The 20,713-nt window shown below is 66.8% G+C and carries 26 protein-coding genes; 4 read left to right on the top strand and 22 right to left on the bottom strand.

Translation table 11 applies throughout. From position 1 onward, the window contains the following. Position 1: 1 nt before the first annotated feature. Together hemL and RhoFasB10_RS11920 are read right to left on the bottom strand one after the other, a co-directional pair. Positions 2-1,324: a glutamate-1-semialdehyde 2,1-aminomutase gene (gene hemL / locus RhoFasB10_RS11915; protein WP_167676528.1), complete on the bottom strand. Its 1,323-nt coding sequence runs from the start codon at positions 1,322-1,324 to the stop codon at positions 2-4. 52 nt (positions 1,325-1,376) lie between these two features. Continuing rightward, a complete protein-coding gene (locus RhoFasB10_RS11920) occupies positions 1,377-1,823 on the bottom strand; it encodes a DUF1707 domain-containing protein (protein WP_068427450.1) in 447 nt (148 codons plus the stop codon). 145 nt (positions 1,824-1,968) lie between these two features. Here RhoFasB10_RS11920 and RhoFasB10_RS11925 point away from each other — a divergent pair, with 145 nt between their 5' ends. Then, positions 1,969-2,148 (top strand): hypothetical protein, encoded by a 180-nt coding sequence (locus RhoFasB10_RS11925; protein ID WP_167676530.1) that lies wholly within the window; start codon positions 1,969-1,971, stop codon positions 2,146-2,148. A 19-nt stretch (positions 2,149-2,167) separates the two neighbouring features. On the opposite strand, the gene RhoFasB10_RS11930 is transcribed toward RhoFasB10_RS11925, so the two are convergent. The 4 genes from RhoFasB10_RS11930 to RhoFasB10_RS11945 form a co-directional block, all read right to left on the bottom strand. Continuing rightward, positions 2,168-2,707 (bottom strand): hypothetical protein, encoded by a 540-nt coding sequence (locus RhoFasB10_RS11930; RefSeq protein WP_068427449.1) that lies wholly within the window; start codon positions 2,705-2,707, stop codon positions 2,168-2,170. 158 nt (positions 2,708-2,865) lie between these two features. Continuing rightward, on the bottom strand, positions 2,866-3,534 hold the full coding sequence (gene bioD, locus RhoFasB10_RS11935) for a dethiobiotin synthase (protein WP_167676532.1): 669 nt from the start codon (positions 3,532-3,534) through the stop codon (positions 2,866-2,868). Beyond that, positions 3,531-4,673 (bottom strand): 8-amino-7-oxononanoate synthase, encoded by a 1,143-nt coding sequence (locus RhoFasB10_RS11940; protein ID WP_068427446.1) that lies wholly within the window; start codon positions 4,671-4,673, stop codon positions 3,531-3,533. The genes bioD and RhoFasB10_RS11940 overlap by 4 nt, the downstream gene beginning before the upstream one ends. A 19-nt stretch (positions 4,674-4,692) precedes the next feature. Continuing rightward, positions 4,693-5,961, bottom strand: coding sequence for an adenosylmethionine--8-amino-7-oxononanoate transaminase (locus tag RhoFasB10_RS11945; RefSeq protein WP_068427445.1), 1,269 nt, complete (start codon positions 5,959-5,961; stop codon positions 4,693-4,695). Positions 5,962-6,033: 72 nt separating this feature from the next. On the opposite strand from RhoFasB10_RS11945, the gene RhoFasB10_RS11950 reads away from it, so the two are divergent. Continuing rightward, entirely contained in the window at positions 6,034-6,240 is a 207-nt protein-coding gene (locus RhoFasB10_RS11950; protein ID WP_068427444.1) for an inositol 2-dehydrogenase, read from the top strand. A gap of 45 nt (positions 6,241-6,285) precedes the next feature. After that, positions 6,286-8,250: an acyl-CoA dehydrogenase gene (locus RhoFasB10_RS11955; protein WP_167676533.1), complete on the top strand. Its 1,965-nt coding sequence runs from the start codon at positions 6,286-6,288 to the stop codon at positions 8,248-8,250. Between the two features lie 204 nt (positions 8,251-8,454). Here the strand turns inward: RhoFasB10_RS11955 and RhoFasB10_RS11960 are convergent, their stop codons facing one another. From RhoFasB10_RS11960 to RhoFasB10_RS12025, 15 genes are all read right to left on the bottom strand, one after another. Further along, positions 8,455-9,624: a PQQ-dependent sugar dehydrogenase gene (locus RhoFasB10_RS11960; RefSeq protein WP_167676534.1), complete on the bottom strand. Its 1,170-nt coding sequence runs from the start codon at positions 9,622-9,624 to the stop codon at positions 8,455-8,457. A 92-nt stretch (positions 9,625-9,716) separates the two neighbouring features. After that, positions 9,717-9,920, bottom strand: a complete 204-nt coding sequence (locus RhoFasB10_RS11965) for a heavy-metal-associated domain-containing protein (protein WP_308115232.1) — start codon at positions 9,918-9,920, stop codon at positions 9,717-9,719. Between the two features lie 36 nt (positions 9,921-9,956). Further along, a complete protein-coding gene (locus RhoFasB10_RS11970) occupies positions 9,957-10,238 on the bottom strand; it encodes a metal-sensitive transcriptional regulator (protein ID WP_068427494.1) in 282 nt (93 codons plus the stop codon). 16 nt (positions 10,239-10,254) lie between these two features. Next, on the bottom strand, positions 10,255-10,503 hold the full coding sequence (locus RhoFasB10_RS11975) for a hypothetical protein (RefSeq protein WP_068427441.1): 249 nt from the start codon (positions 10,501-10,503) through the stop codon (positions 10,255-10,257). After that, positions 10,500-10,976 carry a hypothetical protein gene (locus RhoFasB10_RS11980; protein ID WP_114328158.1) on the bottom strand — a complete coding sequence of 159 codons (477 nt, stop codon included), beginning with the start codon at positions 10,974-10,976 and terminating at the stop codon, positions 10,500-10,502. Before RhoFasB10_RS11980 ends, RhoFasB10_RS11975 begins: the two co-directional genes overlap by 4 nt. Continuing rightward, positions 10,969-11,409: a hypothetical protein gene (locus RhoFasB10_RS11985; protein WP_084423820.1), complete on the bottom strand. Its 441-nt coding sequence runs from the start codon at positions 11,407-11,409 to the stop codon at positions 10,969-10,971. Before RhoFasB10_RS11985 ends, RhoFasB10_RS11980 begins: the two co-directional genes overlap by 8 nt. Positions 11,410-11,426: 17 nt before the next feature. After that, on the bottom strand, positions 11,427-11,606 hold the full coding sequence (locus RhoFasB10_RS11990; RefSeq protein ID WP_068427436.1) for a hypothetical protein: 180 nt from the start codon (positions 11,604-11,606) through the stop codon (positions 11,427-11,429). A gap of 86 nt (positions 11,607-11,692) precedes the next feature. Further along, positions 11,693-11,818 carry a hypothetical protein gene (locus RhoFasB10_RS26645; RefSeq protein ID WP_261768920.1) on the bottom strand — a complete coding sequence of 42 codons (126 nt, stop codon included), beginning with the start codon at positions 11,816-11,818 and terminating at the stop codon, positions 11,693-11,695. A gap of 96 nt (positions 11,819-11,914) precedes the next feature. Then, the gene (locus RhoFasB10_RS11995; protein ID WP_068427435.1) at positions 11,915-12,520 is read right to left on the bottom strand and encodes a hypothetical protein; all 606 of its coding nucleotides are present in this window, start codon (positions 12,518-12,520) and stop codon (positions 11,915-11,917) included. Continuing rightward, positions 12,517-13,491 carry a porphobilinogen synthase gene (hemB, locus tag RhoFasB10_RS12000; RefSeq protein ID WP_068427433.1) on the bottom strand — a complete coding sequence of 325 codons (975 nt, stop codon included), beginning with the start codon at positions 13,489-13,491 and terminating at the stop codon, positions 12,517-12,519. Before hemB ends, RhoFasB10_RS11995 begins: the two co-directional genes overlap by 4 nt. A 74-nt stretch (positions 13,492-13,565) precedes the next feature. Beyond that, positions 13,566-15,128: a bifunctional uroporphyrinogen-III C-methyltransferase/uroporphyrinogen-III synthase gene (locus tag RhoFasB10_RS12005; protein ID WP_068427431.1), complete on the bottom strand. Its 1,563-nt coding sequence runs from the start codon at positions 15,126-15,128 to the stop codon at positions 13,566-13,568. Positions 15,129-15,287: 159 nt separating this feature from the next. After that, a complete protein-coding gene (hemC, locus tag RhoFasB10_RS12010; RefSeq protein ID WP_254303544.1) occupies positions 15,288-16,298 on the bottom strand; it encodes a hydroxymethylbilane synthase in 1,011 nt (336 codons plus the stop codon). Continuing rightward, positions 16,295-17,677 (bottom strand): glutamyl-tRNA reductase, encoded by a 1,383-nt coding sequence (locus RhoFasB10_RS12015; RefSeq protein WP_068427427.1) that lies wholly within the window; start codon positions 17,675-17,677, stop codon positions 16,295-16,297. The genes hemC and RhoFasB10_RS12015 overlap by 4 nt, the downstream gene beginning before the upstream one ends. Next, entirely contained in the window at positions 17,674-18,495 is an 822-nt protein-coding gene (locus RhoFasB10_RS12020) for a redox-sensing transcriptional repressor Rex (protein ID WP_243636616.1), read from the bottom strand. Before RhoFasB10_RS12020 ends, RhoFasB10_RS12015 begins: the two co-directional genes overlap by 4 nt. Positions 18,496-18,720: 225 nt before the next feature. Then, on the bottom strand, positions 18,721-19,002 hold the full coding sequence (locus RhoFasB10_RS12025) for a glutaredoxin family protein (protein ID WP_068427423.1): 282 nt from the start codon (positions 19,000-19,002) through the stop codon (positions 18,721-18,723). A gap of 288 nt (positions 19,003-19,290) precedes the next feature. On the opposite strand from RhoFasB10_RS12025, the gene RhoFasB10_RS12030 reads away from it, so the two are divergent. Next, entirely contained in the window at positions 19,291-20,220 is a 930-nt protein-coding gene (locus RhoFasB10_RS12030; protein ID WP_068427487.1) for an HAD-IB family hydrolase, read from the top strand. Here the strand turns inward: RhoFasB10_RS12030 and RhoFasB10_RS12035 are convergent. Further along, positions 20,217-20,705 (bottom strand): GNAT family N-acetyltransferase, encoded by a 489-nt coding sequence (locus RhoFasB10_RS12035; protein WP_068427422.1) that lies wholly within the window; start codon positions 20,703-20,705, stop codon positions 20,217-20,219. The two genes, RhoFasB10_RS12030 and RhoFasB10_RS12035, sit on opposite strands and share 4 nt — an antisense overlap. Between the last annotated feature and the right edge of the window lie 8 nt (positions 20,706-20,713).

A 20,713-nucleotide genomic window follows, 5' to 3' on the forward strand; every position in this document is an offset into this window, starting at 1 on the left:
CTCACTTGGTTCCTGCTTCTGCTCGGGCCGCTGCGCGGGCTGCATGGGGAAGGGCGTCGGCGATGATCTCGAACGCGGCGTCGTCGAGTGCCGCAGACACGAACCACGCTTCGAACGCGCTCGGCGGCGGGTAGACCCCGCGGGCGAGCAGCTCATGGAAGAAGGCCGGATAGCGCCACGTCTCCGCAGCCTTGGCACCCGCGTAGTCGGTGACGGGACCGTCCGAGAAGAACACGCTCACCATAGTGCCTGCGAACTGCACGTGATGACGAACGCCTGCCTCGGTCAACGCGTCGCCGAGCAGGCCGCCGAGACGCTCGGAATTCTTCTGCAGCTTCTCGTAGACGGCCGCGTCGGCCAGCTGCAGGCTCGCCAGGCCCGCCGCAACGGCGACGGGATTACCGGACAACGTGCCCGCCTGGTAGACCGGTCCGGCGGGTGCCAGGTAAGCCATGACGTCGGCGCGTCCTCCGAAGGCCGCGGCAGGCAGGCCACCGCTCATGACCTTGCCGAAGGTGTAGAGGTCACCGGCGATGCCGTCGATGCCGTACCAGCCGGCGGCGCTGACGCGGAAGCCCGTCATCACCTCGTCCATGATCAACAGCGCGCCGTTGTCCGTGGCCAGGCGTCGAAGACCGGCGTTGAAGCCGGGGACAGGCGGGACCGCGCCCATGTTGCCTGCCGCGGCCTCGGTGATGATGCACGCGATCTGGTCCGGGTTCTCGGCGAAGACCGCTTCGACGGCCGCGAGGTCGTTGTAGGGAACGACGATGGTGTCCGACGCCTGTGCGCCGGTGACGCCGGGCGACGTCGGCAGCCCGAACGTGGCGAGGCCGGATCCGGCGTCGGCGAGCAACGCGTCGACGTGTCCGTGATAGCAGCCGGAGAACTTGACGATCTTGGTGCGGCCGGTGAATCCACGTGCCAACCGGACGGCGCTCATCGTGGCCTCTGTGCCGGAATTCACAAGCCGAACCTGGTCGACGGGACCCACGCGGCGCACGATTTCCTCCGCGAGCGCGATCTCCCGCTCGGTCGGTGCGCCGAAGGACAGGCCGGTCGACGCGGCCTTCTGAACGGCGTCGACGACGGCCGGATGTGCATGCCCGTGGATCATCGGACCCCACGAGCAGATGAGGTCGACGTACTTGTTTCCGTCGGCGTCCGTCATCGTGTATCCGCTGGCCTCGGTGATGAACCGAGGAGTTCCACCCACCGAGTGGAATGCGCGCACCGGGGAGTTCACACCACCCGGGATGACAGCGCTTGCGCGCTCGAAGAGCTGGGCCGAAACTTCGGGCTCGTAGCCGGGGGAAACAGTCACGAAACCCAGTGTCCCAGGTTTGCCGATCTCGCCAACTACAGGGCGTAATAATTCAGCGCTTCTCGTCCTCGTCGTCGTCCTTGTCGTCCGGCACGAAGATCATCGCGACGAGGATCAACGCCCAGATGCCCAGCGGCCACCCGGGCCAGTACCCGTTCGATTCGCCGTCGGAGATCGACTGGAACCCCCAGATCCCGGTCATGATGACGGCGCCGCCGAACCACCAGCGCCACTCGTCTAAGTACTCCCGCCATTCCTTGGAGCTCGTCGACTCGGCGGGCGGATCGGCAGGCTTCTCGACGGGAAGATCGTCGGTGAGTCGGGCGAGTTCGCCGCGCGTCGACGATGTCCAGACGGCGTCGAGCCGCTGCTCGTACTCGGCCATCGTCAGTCGTCCCTCGGCCATGGCCGTACCGAGAAACCTGGCCGTGTCCTCACGTTCTGCAGTTCCGACGCGAATCCGGTCGGCCCTGCCGTCGAACCTCTCCATATCGCTCATGACGCGCCCTTCGATCGAGAAACGCACTGTCCGAAATGTCAGGTTACCGAGACCTGGTTACGTCCGGCTGCCGAGAGTAGTTTGGGATAAGTCGGCGATACGGATTTCGTGTCGCACAGGCGGACCGTGTCGGGAGGTCATCGACGTGACTACATCACAGAAGTCGATCGCCGAAATGAGTTCGGACGATCTCTGCGACTTGTACGACAAGCTGAAAAGCGAAGTACGAGAAGCCATTCAAACGAATGCACCCGCCGAGCTCGTTCTCCAGGCGGAGAACGAGCTGCGGCGGGTGGGCAATCAGTTGCGGCGACGCGGCCTCTAGGTCGGACCCGGTCCGTGCATCACTGGGGTCGGCGATGCTCGCCGACGTGATTCGGGTCGACGACGTGATTCCGATCAGTCCGACCGGTGTCGACATGCCTGCCGTCGGGGCCGGCGGGGTTCTGCTGCGCGGCGGGGTTCTGTGCTGCGTGATCGCGGCCGTGGTGTTCCTGAACCCGGTGTTCCTGGGTCCCGTGTTCCTGGGTCCGGCCTCCGGTCTTCACATCCGGGTCGACCTTGTTCGCGCGGGCGAATTCGGCGTCGAGCTCGTCGCGTGACGTTGCAGCATCCCCCTGGTGTTCCTGGGCCTGCAGCGAGAGCCTGCGCGCCTCGGCGGCCTTGGCTTCCGCGTCGGCCTCGGCGCGACGAGCCTTTGCCGCACTTTCGTCGGCGATGGCCTGCTGACGTTCCACGTCGGTGGCCCGCTCGGCGGCCTTCTCACGGATGCGATTCGCTTCGGCCCGTTTGGCCGTTTGCTGTTTACGAGACAGCGCCAGTGCGAGTGCGACGACGATCAGAACGACGACGACCGCAATGATGATCCAGACTGCTGTGTTCATGTCCGCTCCCCAACCTAGTAGTCGTGGGTGCGGATACCCGGCGCAGCGCTGGGCAAACGGAAGCGGCTGCGCCGCACGTGCGCGAGAGGCGGCTGCGCCGCACGTGCGCGCGAATGTGCAGCGGGTAGGAGCGAAGCCTGCGGAGCGACCAGAAGGCGCTATACATTCGCATGCACGGGGCGTAGCCATCCGGGCGCGTCGGCGACGAAGCTCTCGCGGGTGCGCGATCCTGCGCCCGCGGGCACGCGGCCGATCAGAGGCACGCCGGTGACGTCGGGAAGTTCGGCGAGGTTGGTGACAGCAGCGAGATCGGGGTCCGCCGGCCAGGAGCCGATGATCAGCCCCGCGCAGTGGACGCCGGCTGCGGCGAGGGCATCCGTCGTGAGCTGCGAATGGTTCAGCGTGCCGAGCCCGGCGCTGCACACGACGACGACCGGCACGTTCAGGCGCCGAGCGACGTCCAGCAGCGTGAAGTCGCCGAACCGGACGAGGAGGCCGCCTGCACCTTCGACGAGCACGAGGTCGCTGTCGATCGCGTCGATGCCCGCCGCCACGTCGTCGAGAGCCAGCTCGGGCAGTCCGGCGCGACGCGCAGCGACGTTCGGAGCGAGCGGATCCGGATAGCGGGCGAATTCGTGGAGCCGGTCGACGCCGGTGAGCCGTTCGATCTCGGCCAAGTCCCCCGGCTCACCTGGAAGCACACCGGTCTGCGCAGGTTTGCACACCGCAACCGACTTGCCCGGCGCCTGAGCCGTCGCCGCCAGGGCCGCAGTGACCACGGTCTTTCCGACATCCGTCGACGTCCCGGTCACGATCAGAGCCGTCATGCCGCTGCTCGATCGAGAATCGAGCCGAGGACCTGAGCGACGCGATTCAGCTCGTCCTCGGTCAACGTCGCACGTGCGGTCAGCCGCAGCCTCGACGTCCCCACCGGGACCGACGGTGGCCGGAAGCAGCCGACGTGCACGCCCTGTTCGCGCGCGTCGTCGGCAGCGCGGACCGCTGTGTCGGGGTCGCCGAGGACGACGGACACCACGGCCGACTGCGAGTGCGGGACGCCCGCGATATCGGCGAGACGGTCGGCGCGCTCGCGCACGGCGGCGGCTCGTTCGGGCTCGTTCCTCAGCACGGTCAACGCAGCCGACGCCGCCCCGACGGCTGCAGGCGCGAGCCCGGTGTCGAAGACGAACGGCCGCGCGGTGTCGATCAGATGGTCCCGGACGGCAGCCGGGCCGAGCACGACGCCTCCCTGCGACGCAAGCGATTTCGACAACGTGGCCGTGACGACGATGTCCGGCGCCCCGTCGAGGCCTTGCTCCTGGACATACCCACGACCGCCCGTTCCTCGCACGCCGAGCCCGTGGGCTTCGTCCACGACGAGCAGCGCCTCGTGCGCTCTGCTCAGCCGGTGCAATTCGTGGAGCGGGGCGAGCTCGCCGTCGGCGCTGAACACCGAGTCGGTGACGACGAGGGCGCGCTCCTCGGAACGCTCCCGAAGCACGTGTTCGACGCGCGCCAGGTCCGTGCGGTCGTAGATCTCGACGCGCGCCCTCGACAACCGACAGGCATCGACGAGCGATGCATGGGAGTGCGCGTCGGACAACACGAGCGACCCGCGGCCGGACAGTGCGGTGACCGCCGCCAGATTCGCGGTGTAGCCGGACGAGAAGACGAGCGCGGACTCCGCGCCCATGAACGTCGACAGGGCGTGCTCGAGTTGGTCGTGCAACGTCGTGGTGCCGGTGACCAGGCGCGATCCCGTCGCACCGGTTCCGAACGCTCGCGTTGCCGCGCAGGCCGCATCGACGACGTCGGGATGCCGCACGAGGCCGAGGTAGTCGTTCGACGCGAGGTCGATCATTCGATCGGCGGTTGTACGCGCACGCAGCACGCGGTGCAGCCCCGAGTTCCGTCGGTGCTGGGCCGCGTCGGTCAGCCAGTCGAGTGTCGCCACGCGAGCGACCATACTTGAACGGTGTTCAAGTTCAAACCGTCGACGCAACCGCCACCATCGCCCTCGTGATGGCGTCGACGTCGTTTCCGCTGCACACGTACGGTGGCATGGCGTAGACGAGCTTGCCGAACGGACGCAGCCACACGCCCTCTCGGATCGCCGCGTCGGTCGCGCGTTGCATGTCGACGGGTTCGTGCATCTCGACGACGCCGATGCCGCCGAGGACGCGGACGTCGGCCACACCGGGGAGGTCACCGGCCTCCGCGAGGCCCACGCGCAATCCGGACTCGAGGGCCGCGACCTCGCCCTGCCAGTCGCGTTCCAGCAGTAACTCGACGGCCGCGACCGCCACCGCACACGCGAGCGGATTGCCCATGAACGTCGGGCCGTGCATCAGTCCGCCTGCCTCGCCCGCGCTGATCGCAGCAGCCACGTCCGCGGTGCACAGCGTCGCCGCCAACGTCATGTATCCGCCGGTCAGAGCCTTGCCGACGCACATCACGTCCGGCGTCACGGACACGTGGTCCGCAGCGAACAACGCGCCGGTGCGGCCGAAACCGGTGGCGATCTCGTCGAAAACAAGCAGCACGCCGTGCTCGTCTGCCATGCGTCGGAGTTCGGTGAGATACCGCGGATCGTGGAAGCGCATCCCGCCCGCCCCCTGCACGACGGGTTCGACGACGATCGCGGCGATCTCGTCGGCCCGCGCCGCGAGGATGGTCTCGAACTCGACGACGTAGTCGGCGTCGAACTCGCGCGGCGGCGACGGCGCGAAGATCTGCTGCGTCAGCACGTTCGTCCACAGCGCGTGCATACCGCCGTCGGGATCGCAGATGCTCATCGGCGCGAACGTGTCGCCGTGATAACCCCCGCGCCACGTGAGCAGCCGGTTCTTGCCGGGCCGACCGCACGCACGCCAGTACTGGATACACATCTTGACCGCGACCTCGACCGACACCGAACCCGAATCCGCGAAGAACACTTTCTCCAGACCGTGCGGGGTGATGGCGACCAACAGCTCGGCCAGACGCGCCGCCGGGTGGTGGGTCAGGCCGCCGAACATGACGTGAGCCATCCGGCCCAACTGGTCCCGGGCGGCCGCGTCGAGAACGGGGTGGCGGTAGCCGTGGACGGCGGCCCACCACGAGCTCATGCCGTCGATCAATTCGGTGCCGTCGGCGAGCCGCAGCCGAACCCCGTCCGCACTCTCGACGACGAGCGGAGTCGTCGAGCTGGGGAATCCGCCATATGGATGCCACACGTGGTCGGCATCGATCCGAAGTATCCGTGAAGTATCGATGGTCCGACACCCTACGTAACGGCCCGCGAATCGTGTAACGCCCGTGTTACCACTGCATTACACTCGGTGCGCATGGAGGCACAACACGAACCCGCGCGGTACTCCTGGCCGGATGGTTTCCGGGAACACCTCATCCGCGAACTCGACGGTTTCAGCCCCATCGTGACCCGAGCCATCGAGGACGGCGGCGCGTCGCTGTTTCACGACGGTCCGTACGGGCGTAGCAGCTTCTGGTCGCGTGTGCGCGCGTTCGGCCGCGAATACCTGTGGCCGTCCTGATCTCGAAGTAGGTTTATCGGACCGCGCGACAGGTTACCGTCGAGTATGGCAACCACCTCGGAGCATCTGCGTAACACATTGGACGGTCGCTGGCGCGACGTGAAGAACGAGGCCCGCGCACAACTCGTCCGGGACGAGTTCCGCCCGCACTACACACCCAACACCGTCATCGCGCGGACGAAGGCGCTCGAGCAACTGAAGCTGCTCGCGCAGCACGGCGCAGCCGACGACGGTTTCAAGAAGGAACACGGCGGCACCGGCGACGTCGGCGCAGCCGTCACGATGATCGAGATGCTCGCCATGTCCGACCTGTCGCTCATGGTCAAGGCAGGCGTCCAGTGGGGCCTGTTCGGCGGCGCGATCGAGAACCTGGGCACCGAACGCCACCACGAAGCGTATGTCCGACGCCTCATCGACCTCGACCTGCTCGGCTGCTTCGCGATGACCGAGACCGGCCACGGCAGCGACGTGCAATCGCTCGAGACGACGGCCACCTACGATCGCGAGACGGGCGAATTCGTCGTCCACTCTCCGACTCCGTCCTCGCGCAAGGACTACATCGGCGGCGCCGCCGAAACCGCCACCGTCGCAGCAGTGTTCGCGCAACTGATCACCGCCGGTCCGGGCGAGGAACCGGAAAGCCATGGCGTCCACTGTTTCTTCGTGCCGCTGCGCGACGAGAACGGCGACGACCTGCCGGGCGTCACGACGTCGGACTGTCAGTACAAGGGCGGTCTGCCCGGTGTCGACAACGGCCGCATCATGTTCGACCACGTCCGTATCCCCCGCGACAACCTGCTGAACAAGTACGCCGACGTCGCCGAGGACGGCACCTACTCGTCGCCGATCGAGAATCCCAGCCGACGCTTCTTCACGATGCTCGGCACGCTCATCCGCGGACGCGTCACCGTCGGCGGCAGCGCGGCAGCGGCGGCACGCGTCGCACTGGACATCGCGACGCGATACGCCCTGCAGCGCAGGCAGTTCTCGGCGCCGAAGTCCGACGAGGAAGTGCTGATCATGGACTACCTCGTCCATCAGCGCCGACTGTTCCCACTGATCGCGAAGTCGTACGCATTGCAGTTCGCGCAGAACGAGCTGGTCGCCAAACTGCACGAGCTGCAGACGGCCGACAACCCCGACGCCGAAGAGCAGCGCGAACTCGAATCCCGCGCAGCAGGATTGAAGGCCGCCAACACCTGGCACGCCACCAAGGCGATCCAGGAAGCACGCGAAGCATGCGGTGGCGCCGGCTATCTCGCCGAGAACCGGTTGATCTCCCTCAAGGCGGACACCGACGTGTTCACGACGTTCGAAGGTGACAATCACGTTCTGACGCAGCTCGTCGCCAAAGAACTTCTCACCGCGTACGCCGACGACATCAAGAGCATGAGCCCCGTCGAGTGGGTGCGTTTCGCGGCGGAGTTCGCGGGCGATCGCGTCGTCAAACGCACTGCGGCACAGACGATCATGCAGACCATCCTCGACAGCCGGCAGGACAACGAGGAAGAGGGTTCGCTGTTCAACCGCGGCACCCAGGTCAAGATGTTCGAAGACCGCGAAGACTACCTGCTGTCCACCGTCGCACGCCGTCTGCAGGGCAAGGCGAAGGAAATGAGCGCGTTCGACGCGTTCAACTCGGTCCAGGATCACGTGCTGCACGCGGCCAGCGCGCACATCGACCGCATCATCCTCGAGGCGTTCGTCGCCGGAATCTCGTCGTGCGAGGACGAGAAGGCGAAGGAAATCCTCGAGCAGGTGTGCGACCTGTACGCGCTGTCGGTCATCGACGAGGACAAGGCGTGGTTCATCGAGCACCGCTACCTGTCCACCGAACGCTCGAAGGCCGTCACCCGCGGAATCAACGAGCGCTGCCGAACCCTGCGCCCGCACGCCGTCGAACTCGTCGACGGACTTGGGGTGCCGGAACAGCTCCTCGGTGCAGCGATGCTCGGGCACCCGCAAGCGGGTACCGACGAAGAGGAAGCCGCGAACCCCAGCAAGGCCTGACGCTGCGCAGGCATTCCGGCCCGTGCCCACGTTCGGCCCCTGACCCCCGCCCGGGACCGAATGACGCCCTCGGTCACTTTGAGTGACCGAGGGCGTCATTCGCTCACCTGGCGTCCCGCGGGATTCCGGAGCGAGGGCGTCCAACGGTCACTCAGAGTGAGCGAACGTCACCTTCGGTCCGGAAAACCCGGGCGGTCCGAAATACTAGGGGCTCGGCGTGACGCGCAGGACCCGGTCTCCGTTTCCGTTGTCCGTTGTCAACAGGAGCGATCCGTCGGCCAGCGGCTCCATCGACCGGAGTCGTCCGTACTCCCCTTCGAGTGCGACGGCTTCCTGCGCGACCTGGGTGCCGTCGTCGGTCAGCTTCAGGAACACCAGCTTCTGTCCCTGCTGGCTGGAGATGACTGCCGCACCGGCCCACTCACCCCAGGCCGAACCGTCGACGAAGGCGAGGTCGGGGGTCGCGATGGTCGGCTCGCCCGAACTCCAGACGGCTCCGATCGCCCCGGGGACGCGTTCGGGGTCGGTCATCGGCACCGACTCGTCGTAGATCAACGGGTTTCGGTCGGGCTTGTAGCCGTAGTTCCCGCCGGCGACCAACAGGTTCAGCTCGTCGTCGCGGGTCGTTCCCTGCTCCACTTCGTACAGGCGATCGGTTCCCGGTTGGAACGCCAGACCCTGCACGTTCCGGTGACCGAGCGTGTACACGCGCCCTGGCGCATCGGCCGCCGCCGAACCGTCGGCATTCACGTGAAGAACCTTGCCGCCCAATGAGTTTCGATCCTGAGGAACGCTGGGCGACGCCGTGTCACCGGTCCCGATGTAAAGAGTGCCGTCGGGCGCAGCCAGAATTCGACAGCCTCCGTGCCGACCGGTTGCAGCGACGGGGATGTCGTCGACGACGGTCTGCGTGCGGGTCAGGGTGGTCCACTCCGGATCGACGGTCCAGCGAAAGACTGCGATGCTGTTCCCACCATCGCCCGCACTGCCGGGCATCGCGCTGCCGGTTCCCAGCCCTTCGCCTTCGACACCCTGACACGTGTACAGCGCTCGGGACTCCGAGAAGTCCTGTGCCAGTTCGATTCCCATCAGACCGGTCTCACCCTGCGCATACAGGTCGTCGAGGTCCGCGGCCAGATCGGCGACGGTTCCGTCGGGTCGTTTGACGACGAAACGCCCGCTGCGCTCCCCGGTGAGAATTGCGCCGTCGGGCGCCACGACCACGTCCCAGGGCTTGTTCAACCCGTCGAGCTCGGTGGTCACCTGCAGTTCGGGCAGGTCAGGGCTGGGCTGCGCGCCCGCGCCCGACGAACAGGCGAGCGTCAGACAGACGCTCGCCGCGAGAACTCCGGTACCGGTCAGCGCTTTGTTCACGAACACTCCTCGACAGGGGTCGAATCAGGCTCATGACAAATACCACAGTAATCAATAGGTAAACCGGACTTCGTCGAAACGAACACCGCTGCTCACGATACGAGCGTGTAACCGGCTTCCGTGACGGCCGCGGCCACTGCCGAACTCTCGATTGCGTTGTCGCTGAACACCACGACGTTGCCCGTCGCGACGTCGACCTGCACGTCGGTGACACCCGCCAGTTCGGAAATCTCCTCGAAAACCGAAGCGGCACAATGCTGGCAGGTCATTCCCTCGACGACGTAACTGCCTTGCACTCCAACAACCTTCTCTCCGCTTGCTTTTCGCACGAATCAGGAACGGACGAGGCGAGCGATGGCGTCGGACGCCTCTTTCACCTTCGCATCCGCCTCAGGGCCACCCTTCTTGGCGGCCTCGACGACGCAACCCGCCAGGTGCGCGTCGAGCAGCTTGATCGAGACGGACTGCAACGCCTTGGTGGCGGCGGACACCTGGGTGAGGACGTCGATGCAATACCTGTCCTCGGCGACCATGCGCGAGATTCCGGCGATCTGACCCTCGATACGACGGAGCCTCTTCAAGAGGTCGTCCTGCTCGGTCGAGTAGCTGCTCATGCCGACCACCATACCCCTACCGGGTATGGGAACGCACCCACGACCACCGGCGAACCGCGTCGACGACCAGCAGACCTGCCACGACGACGCACACCGTGGCGATGGTGATCCACGACCCGGAGTACTGCGTGGAGGTGTAGGCCGGAGCGCCGTCGGGAACCGCCGCGTACCGATACACATCGACACCCACGTTCCAGCACACGACGGCGACGATCACGGCGACGACCGCTCCCACTGCCTCGAATGCGGCCACTGCTCTGCTCACACGATCTCCTTCTTGGCGTGCTCGAGGCCCGCTCGCAACCCGTCGTCGTCCTTGGCCCACGCCTGCACCAAGGCACCCCCGACCAGACGCAGCCCGATCGGATGGCGTCGACGCGGCACGCCGTGCAACTCGCCGAGCACGCGCGCGGTTTCCCACTTCTTCGGCTCGTAGTCGCCGTCCGCATAGTCGGCGGGCGGCAGGATCGCGTCGATGTCCGAGATGTCCAGCACCTCGGTTCCCTGTCGAAGCGCCGTGGGCGTGAGTTCGACACTGACGTGCCGACGCGCGGCCGTGACCTGCACGTACGTGAAGCCGACGAGCACGAGGGCGAAGATCCCGAGCGGGACCCAGTGCACGACCGGGCCGGTCAGGAGTTCGACGATCAGTACGGCGATGCAGAACAGCGGACCCCACAGCAACGCCCGCCACCGCGCCCCCGGCTCGGTGAACAGCACAGGACCGGGTTCAGTCACCGTGGAACCACCGACGCGCCGACGGGCGGTAGACGAGCATGCATGCCGCGAGCAACACGAGTGCGATGGCCAGAAGTTCCTGGAACGCCCCGACCGCGAGCACGCCGAACACCAGCACCAGCGCGGCGAACCCCGACAGTGCGACGAGAATTCGCCGCACCATCGCGTGGCCGGCACGCACCGGTCCGGCGAGGAAACCCAGGGTCAGACCGAGTACCGCACAGACCACACCGATGACCCGAACGAACGACAGATACGAATCGATGTCCGCGGCGCTGTTGCCCTGCGATTCGAGAGCGGACCGCAGTTGGTCGACGGGAGCCGTCAGCGTCAGCAGGGCGACGAGAACGAGCAGGATAGCGGCCACCAGCCACAACACGTATGCGGCAGTGACGACTCCGGGCCGTGCACCGGCGGGAACACTGGTACTCACACGTACATACTGCCTGTTCAGCCCGTGACGAGCGCAGGCACCACGATGATCAGCGCGACGAGAATGCCGAGCGCCACCACCAGTCCGATGAGCAGCAGTTCACGACTGGTGCTGTGGGGACATTTCACTGTGGTGGTGTGCCTGGTGGAGTCGGCAGGAACGACCCAGCTGGACCGTCCTTCGGCGTCGAACTGCATGGGACTCCCCCTCGCACATCGCTGTGACGGCAATCACGGTACACCTGCACGAGTGCTCCGCGGAAGCGCCGAGGCGAGGGCGTGCGTCAGCCGGCGGTGAAGCCCAGGGCCATGATGAAGACAGCGACCGACACCGCAGCGAGAAGCCCCAGCAGCGCCCAGACGGGCCTGCCGCGTTCCTCGTCCTCGCGTCGAATTTCCGGTTGTGTCATCGCACTGGATCCGATCACTCGAAGTTCACTTACGAGTGATGCTAGTCACATGGTGCGCATGTGACGCATGAGACACGCGGGACTGACCGAACTACGTCAGCGAAATGGTTTCGGCGTACGCGACGCCAGGAAGTATTCGTTCGACTCCCTGCGGTGCATCAGGTAGATCGCACCCGCGGCCAGCACACCCTGCAGAATGCCTGCGACACCCAGGACGATCGCCATGGCGCCGTCGTTCGCACCGAATCCGAACAGCTGCGGGACGGTCAGAACAACGGTGGCCGTTCCGATCATCGTCAACACCATGCGGGCCCACATCCGACCCGTGCGCATCTTGTTCACCCAGTACAGGAACAACGCGGCGAATCCGGCCGCGATCAAGACCATCACGACGAGTGCCGCGATCAGGTAGTTCTCGGCGGTGTCGAGCGTCAGCGGGATGGACGCGTCCTGCGCCTTGATGTCGTCGACGAGTTGCTGCGCGAACACCGAGCGCTCCCCGTACACGACGACTAGCGTCGCCAACAGGTTGATCGTGCCGAGCAGCGCCACGCCCCACCAGAGGTGACGGGCAGTCTCGACGTCGACCGGCGCGGGCCTCGGCTTCGGTTCCAACGGAGGTGGGCCGTGCTCGGCTTCCCAACGTGCCCAATCGGGCTCGGGTGGCTGATGGCCGTTCTCCGGGTTCCAGGGAGTACTCACAGCCAGCCCGCCGCTTCCGTTGCCCAGTACGTCAACACGATGTCCGCACCCGCGCGGCGGATACTCGTCAGTGATTCCAGAATCGCGGCGTCACGGTCGATCCACCCGTTCTGCGCAGCCGCGGTGATCATCGAATACTCACCCGAGATCTGGTATGCGGCAACGGGAACCGGAGACATGTTCGCGACGTCGCGCAGAATGTCGAGGTAGGACATGGCGGGTTTGACCATCACCATGTCGGCGCCTTCGGCGAGATCGAGTTCGACCTCGTACGTCGCTTCGCGACGGTTCGCCGAATCCTGTTGATAGGTACGGCGATCGCCCTGCAACGACGACCCGACGGCCTCGCGGAACGGTCCGTAGAACGCCGACGCGTACTTCGCCGAGTACGCCAACTGGCCGACGTCGTGATGCCCGGCCGCGTCGAGCCCGGCACGAATCGCCGCGACCTGACCGTCCATCATTCCGCTCGGGCCGAGCAGGTGTGCACCCGAATCCGCTTGCGCCACAGCCATGTCGACGTATCGGGTGAGCGTCGCGTCGTTGTCGACGGCACCGCCCTCGGTCAGCACTCCACAGTGGCCGTGGTCGGTGAATTCGTCGAGGCACGTGTCGGCCATGATGACGGTGGCGTCACCGAGATCCGACTTCAGCCGTCGCAGACCGCGATTGAGGATTCCCTGCGGATCGGTGGCGCCGGAACCGTCGGCGTCCTTGTCCTCGGGCCGGGGAACGCCGAACAGCATCACGCCGCCGACGCCCGCAGCCACCGCTTCCTCGGCGGCCTTGCTCAGCGAATCGAGCGTGTGTTGGTAGACGCCCGGCATCGACGTGATCTCACGGGGAGCATCGATGCCGTCGGCGACGAACATCGGTAGCACGAGATGCCGTGGCTGCAGCGAGGTTTCGGCGACGAGTCGGCGGATCGCCGGCGTGCGACGCAGTCGGCGGGGGCGGTCTACTGGGAACACGGTGGAATGCCTCACTTCGTTCGGCACGTGCGTGGGAATGTATAGCCCGCTACACATTCCCACGCACATGCGCGTTAGCGCCTGCGACTCTTCTTCCGCGGAGGAGGCAACGCGCCCTCGGCGCGGAGGCGAGCTGCGTGCTCGGCCAGCGCCTCGATGAGCGGTCCCACCTGCGCGGTCTCGGGCTGCACGTCGACGCGCAGTCCGAATTCGACTGCGGTCTCGGCAGTCTTGGGCCCGATGCACGCGACGAGCGTGCGTGCATGCGGCTTACCGGCGATACCGACGAGGTTGCGCACCGTCGAACTCGACGTGAAGCAGACGGCGTCGAATCCACCGGTCTTGATCATCTCGCGGGTCTCGGCCGGCGGCGGCGCGGCGCGCACGGTGCGGTACGCGGTGACGTCGTCGATCTCCCAGCCGCGTTCACGCAGACCCTCGGCAAGCGTCTCGGTCGCAATGTCGGCGCGCGGCAACAGAACTCGATTGACCGGGTCGAAGACCTCGTCGTACGGCGGGAAGTCCTCGAGCAGTCCGAGGGACGACTGATCACCGGACGGCAGCAGTTCGGGGTTGATGCCGAACGAGCGGACCTTGGCGGCGGTTGCTTCGCCGACGCACGCGATCTTGACGCCCGAGAACGCACGCGCGTCCAGGCCGAACTCCTCGAACTTCTCCCACACGGCGCGCACGGCGTTCGTGGAGGTGAAGACAACCCACTGGTAACGGCCGTCGACCAGTCCCTTGACCGAACGCTCCATCTGCGCCGGGCTACGAGGCGGCTCGACGGCGATGGTCGGAACCTCGATCGGGATGGCTCCGTGCGTGACGAGCCGATCGCTCATCTCGCCTGCCTGGTCCTTGGTCCGCGGCACCAGCACGGTCCAGCCGTACAGTGCGCGAGATTCCCACCAGGACATCTTGTTTCGGCCGGAGACGACCTTGCCGACGGTCACGACGAGTGAGCCGACGAGTTCGCTGCCGGCGTCGTTGAGCGTCGCGAGCGTTGCCTCGACGGTGCGCTGCTGACGCGTCGTGCCGCGGACGGTGATCGCGGCGGGGGTCTGCGGTGCGAGTCCGTGCTCGACGAGCGCGCTCGCCGTCTCGGCCAGGTGACCGGACGTCGCGTGCAGCACGAGCGGGCCGGGAGCAGCGGCGAGCGCAGCCCAGTCGACCTCACCGCGCACGTCGGCTTCGGTGTGTCCCGATCCGAGGGCCATGCCGGCGTAGCTCGGCACGGCGGATCCGGACGGCAGACCGGGGAGCACCTCGAACTGCACGTGAGTGCGGGCGACCGCGGTGACCTCGGCGATGACGGAATCCGCGGTCAGCGGGTCGCCGGACACGAGGCGGATGACGTCGTGGCCGTTCTTGGCCTCGGTCAGCAAGGTCTTGGCGACCTCGGCGGGCTCGCCGAGTGCGGGACGGACGTCGACGCCGTTCTCACCCGTTTCCGGATCGCGCGGCAGGTCGTTGCCGACGAGTGCGATGACGCCCTGGTCGACGTCGGGATCGGTGAAGGCGAGTTCAGCGGCTCCGAGCACCTCGCGTGCTCGAACGGTGAGCAGAGCCGGGTCGCCCGGCCCCGACCCCACGAACAGGATCCGTCCGTTGGCGTTCTTGCGGACTGGGCTCATCGGTTGTTCTCCAGTGCTGTCTTGTGCGGGTAGTGCAGTTCGATCGGGGTTGCCGAGCCCCGTTTCGGTATCAAGCGCGCGGTCGCGATGGATTCGCCGCGTACCGGGGGCCGTGAGGCCCTGCGTTTGGCACGTCCGCGTGTGGGTGCAGTGATCGACCTAGACATGCGGTGTTCCTCCGGATGCGGCGGGCTCGGTGACGTCGACGAGGTCGCGTGCGCCGAGATCGAGCAGCTCGCGGGCCAGGTCACGGCCGAGTTCCTCGGCATTGTGAGTCGATCCGACGATCGAGGCCCTGATGGTGTCGCTGCCGTCGATCGCCGCGACGCAACCGCGAACCGACAGTTCGTCGAACACGCGTCCGTCCTCGTCGATGGATTCGACGACCTCGGCGATCGCACCGACGGGGGCGGTACAGCCTGCTTCGAGTTCGGCGAGTAGTCCCCGCTCGGCCAGCACGGCCGCGCGGGTGTTCGGATCGTCGAGCGTGCCGATGGCTTCGGCGAGTTCGGTGTCTCCCGCACGGCATTCGACGGCGAGCGCACCCTGTGCGGGCGCCGGAAGCAGCTGCACCGGATCGAGCGATTCGGTGACGACGTCCAGCCTGCCGATGCGGGACAGCCCGGCACGGGCGACGACGACGGCGTCGAGCTCGCCGGACGCGACCTTGCCGATGCGGGTGTCGAGGTTGCCGCGCAGCGGGAGGATGTCGAGTCCCTGGCCGAGTGCGCGCAACTGCGCTGCTCGACGCGGTGCCGACGTTCCGACCTTCGCGCCGGTCGGCAGTTCTCCCAGTACGAGCCCGTCGCGTGCGACGAGTGCGTCGCGGGGATCTTCGCGCGGCGGAATCGCGGCGATGACGAAGCGCTCGTCGGGTGCCGTCGGCAGGTCCTTGTAGGAGTGCACGGCGACGTCGACCTTGCCGTCCGTCAACGCCTCACGCAGCGCCGCGGTGAACACACCGACGCCGATCTCCTGAACCGGTGCCGCCGACAGATCCCCTGCCGTCTTGACGATGACCAGCTCCGCGTCGAGGCCTGCGGCGATCAAGCCCTGCCGCACCGTCTCGGCCTGCGTCGTCGCGAGCAGGCTTCCTCGCGTTCCGACCCGTACTACTCGCTTGCTTTCCTGGTCATTCCGCAGGCTCCACTCCTGCCCCGTCCCGGTCACTCCGACTGTCCCTTCCGGGCATCGGTACGGCTGGCGGTGAAGTCGTCCACGAGTTCCATTCCGTTGATCTCGATCGGGCTGGCGACAGCCTCGACCGTTCCTGGGCTGAGCTCGAACAGCTCACGCAGTGCCGCGGCGTACGAGTCGCCGCCGGGGGTGGTCGCGAGCTGCTTGACCCGCACGGTGGGCGAGTGCAGAAGCTTGTCGACGACGCGTCGCACCGTCCTGGCGACCTCGTCGCGCTGCGGCGAGTCGAGGCCGGGCAGGCGCGACTCGAGGCGCAGGAGTTCGCCTTCGACGACCTCGGCGGCGCGCTGGCGCAGAGCGGTGACGGTCGGAGTGACCTCGGCCAGACGCTGGCCCGCAAGGTATCCGGACAGCTCGGAGGAGACGATCTCGCGGGCCGCGGCCGCGTCGGTGGACGCAGCTCCTGCCGCAGGGTCGCGCTGCAGCGACTCCATGTCGAAGATGTCGACGCCGGGCAGTCCGGCGACGGAATGGTCGACGTCGCGAGGCAGCCCGAGATCGCAGATGGCGAGCGTTCGGCCCGGTTCACGCTGTGCGAGCGCGAGGTGCGCGTCCGCCAGCGAGACGACGGCGCCGACCGCGCCGGTACAGGTGACGAGAACGTCCGCGTCGGCCAGCGCGGCAGGCAGCTCGTCGAGGTCCATGGCCACGGCCGACACTCCCGCGGACGTCGCGGTCTCGGCGAGGTGGTCGGCACGCACGCGGGTGCGATTGACGACGATCAGACGACCGATTCCGGCGCGTCCCAAGTGCGCGACGGCCAGTCCGCCCATCGCACCCGCACCGAGGACGACGGCCGTGCGGCCGGCGAGGGACCCGTCGAACAGGGCGGCAGCGCGATCGAGCGCCACCGAGACGACCGACGCACCCGCCGAGTCGATGCCCGTCTCCGAATGGACCCGCTTGCCGACCCGCAACGCCTGCTGCGCGAGCTCGTGCAACACGCGTCCCGACGCCTGCTGGCTGTCCGACGCGGCATACGCCGTCCGGATCTGGCCGAGAATCTGCTGTTCGCCGATGACCATGGAGTCCAGGCCGCTGGCCACCGCGAACAGGTGCTCGACGGCGGCTTCGCTGTAGCGCACGTACGCGTGCTTGGTGAGCTCGGGGACCTGCAGTCCGGAGTGTTCGGCGAGAATCTCGCCGACCGAGGCGAGTGCCCCGTGGAACGCGTCGACCACTGCGTAGATCTCGACGCGGTTGCACGTTGAGACCACCATGACCTCGGAGATGTTTCCGCCGGCCATGAGCTTGTCGGTCAGCTTGGGACGGTCCGTGTCCGTGATCGCGACACGCTCGAGGACTGCGACGGGAGCGCTACGGTGCGAAATCCCGACGAGAAGGACACTCACGGTGCAATCACCGATCCATTTCTTGTGTTACTGCTGGTAGAACCTGGGGAACTGATGACGCCGGCCGCAACTCCGGCTCCGGGCAGACCGCCCGGCGACACTCTCGGGCCCCGGCTACGTCCCAACCGAGGCGTCGTGGGTAGATCCGGTGCGCCGTGGGCAGCTTCCCTGCGGGAGCTGTTGAACGACAGGACCTGCATCTCGACGGCCAGGTCGACGCGTCGTACTTCCACACGGTCCGGGACGTCGAGTTCCACCGGAGAGAAGCTGAGGATGCACTCGACTCCGCCGGCGACGAACGCCGACGCGACGGCCTGGGCTGCGTCGTCCGGCGTCGCGATGACTCCGATGGTGGCCTCGAGCTCACGGCATCCGACCTCGAGAGTGTCGACGTGCCTGACCTGCAGGCCATCGATGTCCAAGCCGACGCGGGCCGGATCGACGTCGAACAGTCCGACCATCGAGAAGCCGCGACGGCCGAATCCGCCGTACCGCGCGAGGGCCTGTCCGAGATTGCCGACTCCGACGAGGACGACCTTGTGGCCGCGGTCGAGTCCGAGGGCGCTCTCGATCTTGGCGCGTAGGCGCATGACGTCGTATCCGACTCCGCGCACGCCGTTGGGTCCGAGGAAGGACAGGTCCTTGCGCAGTTTCGCCGATCCCACGCCCGCGGCGTTGGCGAGTTCCTCGCTGGAAACGATGAGAACGCCGTCGTCGGCGAGGATTCCGAGGACCCGCAAGTAGGTCGCCAATCGGGTCACCGTAGCCTGGGGGATGACGCGTTCGGAACCGACGGATCGCTCGACCGGGGCCGGCACAACCGGGCGCTCTCGGGTCACGTTCCTGGCTCCTCGTCCGAACGGCCGCGACGCCGTTCTTCACGCTGATCCTGCTGATGCTCATGGTGGCGTTCGGCAGGGTTCGTTCCCCGCTGAACTCGCAGGAATCCCTCCTGCGCCTCAACCACGGTAACTGCTTGTGAACGAATGAACAAAGTCGCTGGATCCGTGCTAGAGGTGCCCTCACCTGCAAAGCGAGAGCAATCACACCTTCTTAGGGTGTCCTCGCGCAACCAGATCGGCGCGCAATCGGGGCTCGTCAACCTCCCAGTAACTGTGCTCACGGCCGTCGAGAAGGACGACGGGAACGCGGTCTCCGTACTCGGCGCGCAGGTCAGGCCTGGTCGCCGCAGCCTCGTCGACGTCGATCATGTCGACGGTCAGCCCGTGCTCGGCGCACAACGCGGTCAGAACACCGAGAGCGTCGGCGCAGGTGTAGCAGCCCGCGCGGGTGAGAAGGACCACGGACGTGCGTTCGGATTCCATGCCCCTACTGTTTCACCGGCGCCGCTCGAGACGAACGTCACACCGCATCCTGCCCTCCGTGGCACGTCATCCGCCTGCAGGACGCTCGGTCGGTGACGGTCCCACGGTCTAGGGTTGTGGGTAGCGCTCGAGCAGGGAGGTACGCCGAAGATGATCGACGGGGGTTCCGAGACGCCTGGCACCGATTCGTCCGATGCCGACACGTCCAAGGCAACCGAGTCCGACGCCGCGTCACCCGAGACGGCTGCCGAACTCGACCTGCCTGTGTCCGACGTGCCGGACGCCGACATGCTCGAGACGTCCGACCCGGAGACCGACAAACGGCGCAAACGTCGCTTTCGTAATCCGCTCGGTCCGACCGACGCGCAGGTTCGCGCCAGCGTCGCAGGTGAGGCCAGCGCCGACGCCGCCATCGCGTTGCAGATCGAGGGCGGCAACACCGTTCCCCTCGACCTGACCGCCGCGGCGTTCTTCGACGTCGACAACACGATGGTCCAGGGTGCGTCGATCATCCATTTCGCCCGTGGCCTTGCAGCGCGCAAGTACTTCACCAGTGGCGACCTGGCCCAATTCGCTTGGCAGCAAATCAAATTCAGAGTGAGCGGCAAGGAGAACAGCGACGACGTCGCGAGCGGCCGCGAGAAGGCTCTGTCGTTCATCACGGGCCGGTCGACCGCCGAACTCGCGCGACTCGGCGAGGAAATCTACGACGAGCTCATCGCCGACAAGATCTGGCCTGGCACCGCAGCGCTCGCCCAGATGCACCTCGACGCAGGCCAGCAGGTCTGGCTCGTGACGGCGACCCCGCTCGAACTCGCACAGATCATCGCCGAGCGTCTCGGCCTGACGGGTGCGTTGGGTACCGTCGCCGAGAGCAAGGACGGCATCTTCACGGGTCGGCTCGTCGGCGACATCCTGCACGGGCTCGGCAAAGCGCATGCGGTCCGCACGCTGGCCATCCGCGAGGGCCTCAATCTCAAACGGTGCACGGCGTACTCGGACAGCCACAACGACGTGCCGATGTTGTCCCTCGTCGGAACTGCCGTCGCCGTCAATCCCGACGCCGACCTGCGCGAGCTGGCGAAGAACCGCGGCTGGGAGATTCGCGACTTCCGCACCGGTCGCAAGGCAGCGAAGATCGGCGTCCCGACGGCGCTGGCTCTCGGCGCGGTCGGCGGCGGGCTCGCGGCAGTCCTGGGTCGGCGGAAAGCCGCCTAGAGCGTCAACTGCATCAGCGTCAGATCCAGCCACCGGTCGAATTTGACGCCGACCTGCGGCATCTGCCCGACGGTCACGAAGCCGAACTTCTCGTGCAGTGCGATGGACGTCGAGTTGAGCGATTCGATGACGCCGACGAGCACATGCACTCCCCCGCCACGAGCACGTGCGATCAGCTCCGTCATCAACGCACTCGCGACGCCTCGCCGGTGAAAGTCGCCCTGCACGTAGACCGAATGCTCCATCGTGAGCCGGTAGCCGCTCTTGGGCCGCCACTGCGCGTACGACGCGTATCCGGCGACCCGGCCGTCGATCACCGCCGTCAGGACGGGGTAGCCGGCGCGAAGTCGACCGTCGAGCCACTCCATCCGGTCGTCGAGACCGACTTCCGTCTCGTCCCAGATCGCCGTCGTGTTTCTGATGGCGTCGTTGTGGATCTCGAGGATCGACGGAAGGTCTTCGGTCACGGTGTCGCGAATGAGCATTCGGAGAA

The sequence above is a fragment of the Rhodococcus sp. B10 genome (assembly GCF_011770055.1).
GTDB classification, from domain to species: domain Bacteria; phylum Actinomycetota; class Actinomycetes; order Mycobacteriales; family Mycobacteriaceae; genus Rhodococcoides; species Rhodococcoides kyotonensis_B.